The 6,000-nt window shown below is 54.5% G+C and carries 5 protein-coding genes and 1 pseudogene; all 6 read right to left on the reverse strand.

What is annotated here, in order from left to right; all coding sequences use genetic code 11:
* Positions 1 to 38: 38 nt before the first annotated feature.
* Entirely contained in the window at positions 39 to 887 is an 849-nt protein-coding gene (gene nadE, locus IEY38_RS14130) for an NAD(+) synthase (RefSeq protein ID WP_188978803.1), read from the reverse strand.
* Between the two features lie 365 nt (positions 888 to 1,252).
* On the reverse strand, positions 1,253 to 1,876 hold the full coding sequence (locus IEY38_RS14135) for a class I SAM-dependent methyltransferase (RefSeq protein ID WP_188978805.1): 624 nt from the start codon (positions 1,874 to 1,876) through the stop codon (positions 1,253 to 1,255).
* Between the two features lie 252 nt (positions 1,877 to 2,128).
* Entirely contained in the window at positions 2,129 to 2,953 is an 825-nt protein-coding gene (locus IEY38_RS14140) for a hypothetical protein (RefSeq protein WP_188978807.1), read from the reverse strand.
* 157 nt (positions 2,954 to 3,110) lie between these two features.
* Complete coding sequence (locus IEY38_RS14145) at positions 3,111 to 4,901, reverse strand: archaea-specific SMC-related protein (protein WP_188978809.1); 1,791 nt, start codon at positions 4,899 to 4,901, stop codon at positions 3,111 to 3,113.
* Positions 4,898 to 5,545 (reverse strand): rod-determining factor RdfA, encoded by a 648-nt coding sequence (rdfA, locus tag IEY38_RS14150; protein WP_170098817.1) that lies wholly within the window; start codon positions 5,543 to 5,545, stop codon positions 4,898 to 4,900. The genes IEY38_RS14145 and rdfA overlap by 4 nt, the downstream gene beginning before the upstream one ends.
* A 382-nt stretch (positions 5,546 to 5,927) precedes the next feature.
* Positions 5,928 to 6,000: pseudogene (locus tag IEY38_RS14155) on the reverse strand (IS6 family transposase); the annotation flags it as partial.

Genomic DNA, 6,000 nt, shown 5'->3' on the forward strand with positions numbered 1-6,000 from the left:
GGGGTGGCGAATACCCCACAGACGAACAGCCGAAAGTGTCAGTTATCCATCGATGGCTTTGGTGGCGTGTGTCGCTTGTGGCGCGTACTGGCACACCACTGAATCGTTCGCTCAACCACAGATTCGCCAACACCGACTTTGTCGGCCACTGTCGACGCGGAACAGCCCCTATCAATCGCGAAGTGGAGGATGCTGTCGAGGTCCCGCTGGTCGATGCCCAGCTCCGCCGCATCAGTTGCACCAGTGTGCTCCATTGGGTGTGATGACTGGTCGAGGAGATCCGATGGAACTGCAAGTGCATCAGCTAGAGCCTCGATCTCAGTTCTATAGAGGTCGCCAAACAGCGACAGGTCAACGCCGTTCTCGCCGTGTTTCGCAACGGAGCCCAGCAGTCGATCAGTCCGGGAAACGGTCCCGACGACGAGTTCGTTTCTGGTGTTTGCGACGTAGTACTTACACGCCATCCGGAAGCGTTCGCCGGCGTTTTGCATCGCCACGAGGTCGTCGGTCGGCCCACCGGTCTCACCGACGACTCGCTGGAACGCCGTCAGTACTGGCTGCAGATTGAGCCGGTGGCAGTCGATGTCGAGTAGCGACGCAACGGTTTCAGCCGTCCGAGCAGGCCCCTCGTCGCTTAGCTGCACCGGCATCACCAATCCAGTCACGTAGTCGGCCCCGATGCCGTCGACGGCCAGCGCCGCTGCAACTGTCGATTCGATGCTACCGTCGAGTGGAACGACCAGTCCGTTGGCCTCCGCCTCCGTGATCTTGTTCTCCAGAAACACCGGAAGGAGTCCCTGTATCCGTCTGGTTGCTGCCGTCGACGTCGCCAATCCGTGTTCCTCACGCGGGAGTTTGAGCGTGTGAGGGTGCGTCGCTTTACTCACAGCTTCTCTCCTCCCCCGCTACCCACGGCACGCTCGGAGATGCGACTAACCAAACGCGTGCATACAACCGGCCTAATCATACTGTTACGTAGGTCACTGGTGCGGTATAACTGTTGTCGACAAACGTCATGGGTGTCTTCGGTAGCCTCGATACACCTTATATATTACCAATAATTATTTAAGATTATACCAAGTATTCTAACCAATAGTAAATCCATCTGGATATGTAATCTGAGATGCGCTTTATTATACGCACAACGTGTCATAGAACGGTTCCCAGCTGGTCCGTAGCGCTGAGTAGTCACCACGAACACTCCGTTATTTTCTCTACCTGAGTAGCCAATCTGCTGTTGGTGCGTTCTTGCTTAGGCCACGAGACGGGCAGCGAAGAAGGGCGGTTTGGGGTCATCTCCATCGTCTCTGTCTGGTGCATCCCACTCGTTTACCACCGTGAACCCTGCGTTCTGTAACTGCGTGCGAGTCGCTTGTGCTCCTGCCATGCTCCAACGCATCTCAACATTGCTATCGAGCCAATTTGAGTTTGTGCGTTCGAACTCTTCGGGAGCTTCAGAGAGAAGCACCCTTCCACCCGGACATAGAACACGGGAAAACTCTTCGATAGCTGTTTGATAATCGGAAAGCGGGAGGTGTATCAGTGAATCATACGCAGTTATAGCGTCGAAAACGTCGTCTCGAAACGGAAGGGTCATCATATCACCGTGTACGAGTCGGGCAGTAGGGACGGTGTCAGCGGCAATTCGGAGTTGCTCCTGCGAGAAATCGAGTCCGATTGCAGTTGCCTCCTTACACAACCGAGAAAGCACTGGCGTTCCCTGGCCGCAGCCAGCATCAAGAATACGGTGTGGCTCCAAAAGTGAGTTGAGAAACGTCGTCAGTATCCGTAGCTCACGCTCATCGACCGATCGTCGGGAGGCGTAGGTTTCCGCGAGTTCATCGTAGCCCTGTCGAATCGTCTGCTTCTCACTCATTATCCCTGAATTCTTCCGACCACCTGTTCAATCTTCGGCCTGTACTGACCGCTGTCCAATGCTCGTGAAACTCTTTCTATGACACACTCATACGCAAGGAATTGTACATACTTTAGAATCGGAATCACAGTCAAAGAGGCGCTTTCAGAAAGGAATGAACCTCGCTGCTCATCTCGGCTCCCGGCAAACCGTGTCCTGAAAGGCAGACCGGGTCCACTAGCATTAAGCCAGGACAGTTGGCATCGCGATTCGTTATGTCGCGAGTTTGGTGGTTTCCATGGACTGCTCAGTGACGACCAGTTCACGGTTGACAATCCAGTCGACGATCGTACTGCTGTCAAGCTGGTCCGAGATGACATCGCCGTCTGCAGTGTGGCGTCTGATTTTGTAGGAATCCACCGTATTCCGGTTCTCTGAGACAGCTTCGACAGCTTCGATTCGCTCGTCAGTCACCGTGTTGCAATACGTGACGCCGGGGACGAAGCTGACAGTCGGGACATCAGTCGGCCAGTCCCAGTCGAACTGCTTGTGGTACTGGTCGAACTGCCACACGAGACGGGCGGCAGAAGGCTCTGTTTCGACCGACTCAGTAGCTGCCGCCTCCAGTGTTCGATCCCAGTAGTCCATCACGCAGGATTTGAGGTCCGCCTGGAGCTGTCCCTCGATCATCTTCTGTTCGATTGGATACCGCAGTTCGATAGCGACGATGGCCTGGCTGTCAAGATGGGTAAGACACCGCTGGCACTCCATCTCAAACACGGAGATGCCAAGCGGCTGATCGACTGTGAGATGGACGAGTTCGTTCCCGCAGTTTGGACACCACAGGAACAACACGTCGTCGTGGCTCCCAGTCAGTTCCGCCAGCACAGTCAGATCGTCGAACGCCTTGTCGATGTCGGGATCCTGTGACTGGACGGACTCATCTATCGAGGTATTGGACGCGTCGTCCGCGTACTTCGCAATTTTACGGTCTTTCAGTAGTGTTTTGACGACCGAATCGTACGACGAATGTGACTCCGCATTCCGTATCTTTCTCAGTTTTTCTTTCGTCCAGTCTTTGACCCGTATGCTCGCCATCTGATTGGTAACAAGCCAGGTTACTAATAATATCTTCGTATAATTGTCCTAAAATTGGAATTATACCTATGAAATTCTGTTCAGCACTCAGACAACAGAGATCTGCAGTCGTACGAAGGACTCGCCGTCAATACTGGGAGTACGGTTTGAGAGGAGGTCAGTCAGCCGAGGCCGCTTTCTCGTTTGCAACAGTCCACTGGGCCGGGTCGATCTCGCGTCCGTCGAACGCAGTGTATTCCGGGTACGCAGTAAATACCAGATACTCAGTTCCCTGCTGTAAGTACTCGATAAGGGTGTGCAGATTGTCGTCATCGAGGCCGCCTAACCCGTCGACGAGCATGAGCGGGACAGTGTCGCCAACGTCGAACGACTGGCGGCCGGCCAGCGCTGCCACAAAGCCGATGAGTTCGAGTTCACCCTCGCTGAGGGCATCTAAGCTCGCTTCCCGGCCGTCGCGGGCGACCACGATATCAAAGTCAGCGGTGAGTCGAGCCGTTTCGAACCCCGTCCCGAATCGGGCGAGAATGTCCTGCATCGCCGTGTCGAACGCATCCCGTGCCTCACGCTTGATCCGGTCTTTCCGGTTCCGAAGTTCGGCGAGATCGTCACGGAGGGATTCGAGGTCGGTTTCGAGCGTGTCAACACGGGCCGCTCTCGTTTCGAGTTGCGCCAGTTCGTCGGCGGTGTCTTCGAGTTCGGCCTCGCGATACTTGATTTCACTTTCGACGTCCGAAAGTTCCGCCACGGTCGCATCAACGCGGTCGGAAAGCCGCTCCACGTCGGCCTGCGCTTGTTCGAGCCTGTTACTGGCTGCGTCGAGGCTCTGTCTCCGGTCGGCCAGCGTCGCCTCCAACTCAGCGATGTCTTCCTCTAAATCGGTCTTGCGCCGGCGAGCCTGACTGATTTCCTCGCGCTGTGTTTCAAGTTCCTCGACGGTATCTCGGTAGGTCTCCTTCTGGGCACGAAGTGTCGTGAGTTCGCTGCCGAGTGCGTCCAGTTGGTCGGCCAAATCTGCTCGTGTGGTCTCACTGCCGCAGGTCCAGCAGGTGACAGTGTCCTCGTCGATATCGCGCTTCACCTCGGTAAGCAGGTCAATCCGGTCCTCGCTGAGTACCATCTCGGTGGCGGAGTAGACGGACTGCAGTACTTCGGCGTCTCGCTCTACTTGTGAGAGTCTCTCCCGTGCCTCAGAGAGCTTGTCTTCAACAGCATCGTACTCCGGAATTTCGAGAGCATCGAGAGCGTCCTGACGTTCCGAGAGGCGCTGTTCCGTCCGCTCGATGCTCTGCTCAAGTCGTTCGACGCGGTTTTTGGCCTGGTTCTGTTCAGTTCGTGCTTGGCTGAGTTGACGGCGAACCGACTCCGAGTCGTCATTGCTTCCTGCCCCACTGTCGATCGTCTCGCGTTTGGCCCGCAGGTCTTCGATCTCGTCTTCCAGCCGTGTCACTTTCTCTTGCACGCTGGGAATCCGCTTTTTCGCCTCACGCGCCTGCGTGAGTTCCGTTTCGATCTGTTCGCGCTCCCGCTGTAACGTCTCGATCTGTGAGTCGATGTTCTGGAAGTCGAGCGGCCGCAACAGCACGTCCTCGAGGTTCTCTCCCGTCCGGACAGCACGGCGGACTTCGTTACGCTCGTCCAAACACGCGAACAGTTCAGCGCGGATCACGTCGTACTCGTCGCTGAGGTACGGTTCGCCATGCCGGACTACGGTACCGTTCTCACGGGTGAGTGTTACGTCGTAGGCACCAGTTGGCGTTTCGAGATGCACCGCACCGCTGTCTTCCCCTTCAGTCAGTTCAGTAGAGGTGCCAAGGGCCGTCTTGATGGATTCGATAAAGCTCGATTTCCCTTGCCAGTTCGAGCCACGGACGACGTTCAATCCTGGCTCTATCGTCGCTGACCCGTCAATTATACCCGCGATTCGTTCGATGTCGATGTTCCAGCTCATGTGTTGTGTGCTGACAGATCCGCGCTCCGGTGTTGCTTGCAGACGTACCCACGCTCGAGTGCGACATCGAACGGAACGCGAGTCGGACAGTCTGGACATCCGAGTTGTATTTGAGCCTCTATCTCCGCGGTGTCACCGCCGTCGATATCACCCTTCTTTGCGAGCGAGGACAGTGCCGTTTCGGCCTTCCGTTCGACGACCGTTTTGGCCGTTGCCACGCTCTCCTGCTCCCAGTTAGTTGTCGCCTTTCTGGCCTCTTTTTGACCGTCTAAACAGTCGTTGAGGTGCGTTCGCATCGTTCCCCACGACACCATATCGTCGTGAAGCGACGCTCCCGGGATACCCGTAGCTTGCAGTCGCTCGATGAGTTCGTCCCGTTGTAAGTCGTCGTCGCCCCGCAACGTCTCGTAGTCACTGTTTATACGGGTATCAAGCGATTCACGACCGTGTTCGGTGTAAACCTGTTTGAGGAGTCGTTTGTTGAACCACGCTGTCAGCGACCGATACCCCATTTCGGTTCGGTCATCAGCGCCCGTCCAGCGTGCGAGTAGGCCATCGTCAAGAGATTCGTAGACTGGGTCTGCCGATGCCAACCCGTACTTGTCGATAACCGCGTCTACTTTGCAACCGGAGTCAGCAGCCATTGTTCGATTTCTTCGGCCTTCTCAGTAATAGTTTTTGACGGCCAGTGTACACGCAGTGTAGGTATGTCCTGCAAAAAATATACACCCTTAGCGTGTACTTTTAAAATAGACTACCACGGTTGAAGAGAGGGCGTATTTGTAAAATTATTATACTATCATATTTATGTTGGTTAATGAATCGTTATCTAAATTTGACATTTCAAAGGCATTATTATACTATAATCATACGTAGAACTAAATCCGTTTTTCAGCCAATCCCTCTATAATATGCATTTCAGCACGAATGTGTCTTCGAGATAATATAAGTGCAAAATAATATTTCAAGATATACAAATATCCCATACATATAACTTTCTATATAAATGAGGATAAAAGGCACTGTCTAGTTCTGAATCTCCTCAGCTGGCGTTCGTCCGTCGAGTGCTTGGTTCGGTCGTTCGTGGTTGTAGTGGTGT

The organism is Haloarcula sebkhae, from assembly GCF_014647415.1.
Taxonomy (GTDB): Archaea; Halobacteriota; Halobacteria; order Halobacteriales; family Haloarculaceae; genus Haloarcula; species Haloarcula sebkhae.

Excerpts from the sequence above, each read along its gene's own strand:
- IEY38_RS14135 (WP_188978805.1), bottom strand. The coding sequence starts at position 1,876 with ATGAGTGAGAAGCAGACGATTCGACAGGGCTACGATGAACTCGCGGAA.
- IEY38_RS14140 (WP_188978807.1), bottom strand. The coding sequence starts at position 2,953 with ATGGCGAGCATACGGGTCAAAGACTGGACGAAAGAAAAACTGAGAAAG.
- IEY38_RS14145 (WP_188978809.1), bottom strand. The coding sequence starts at position 4,901 with ATGAGCTGGAACATCGACATCGAACGAATCGCGGGTATAATTGACGGG.
- rdfA (WP_170098817.1), bottom strand. The coding sequence starts at position 5,545 with ATGGCTGCTGACTCCGGTTGCAAAGTAGACGCGGTTATCGACAAGTAC.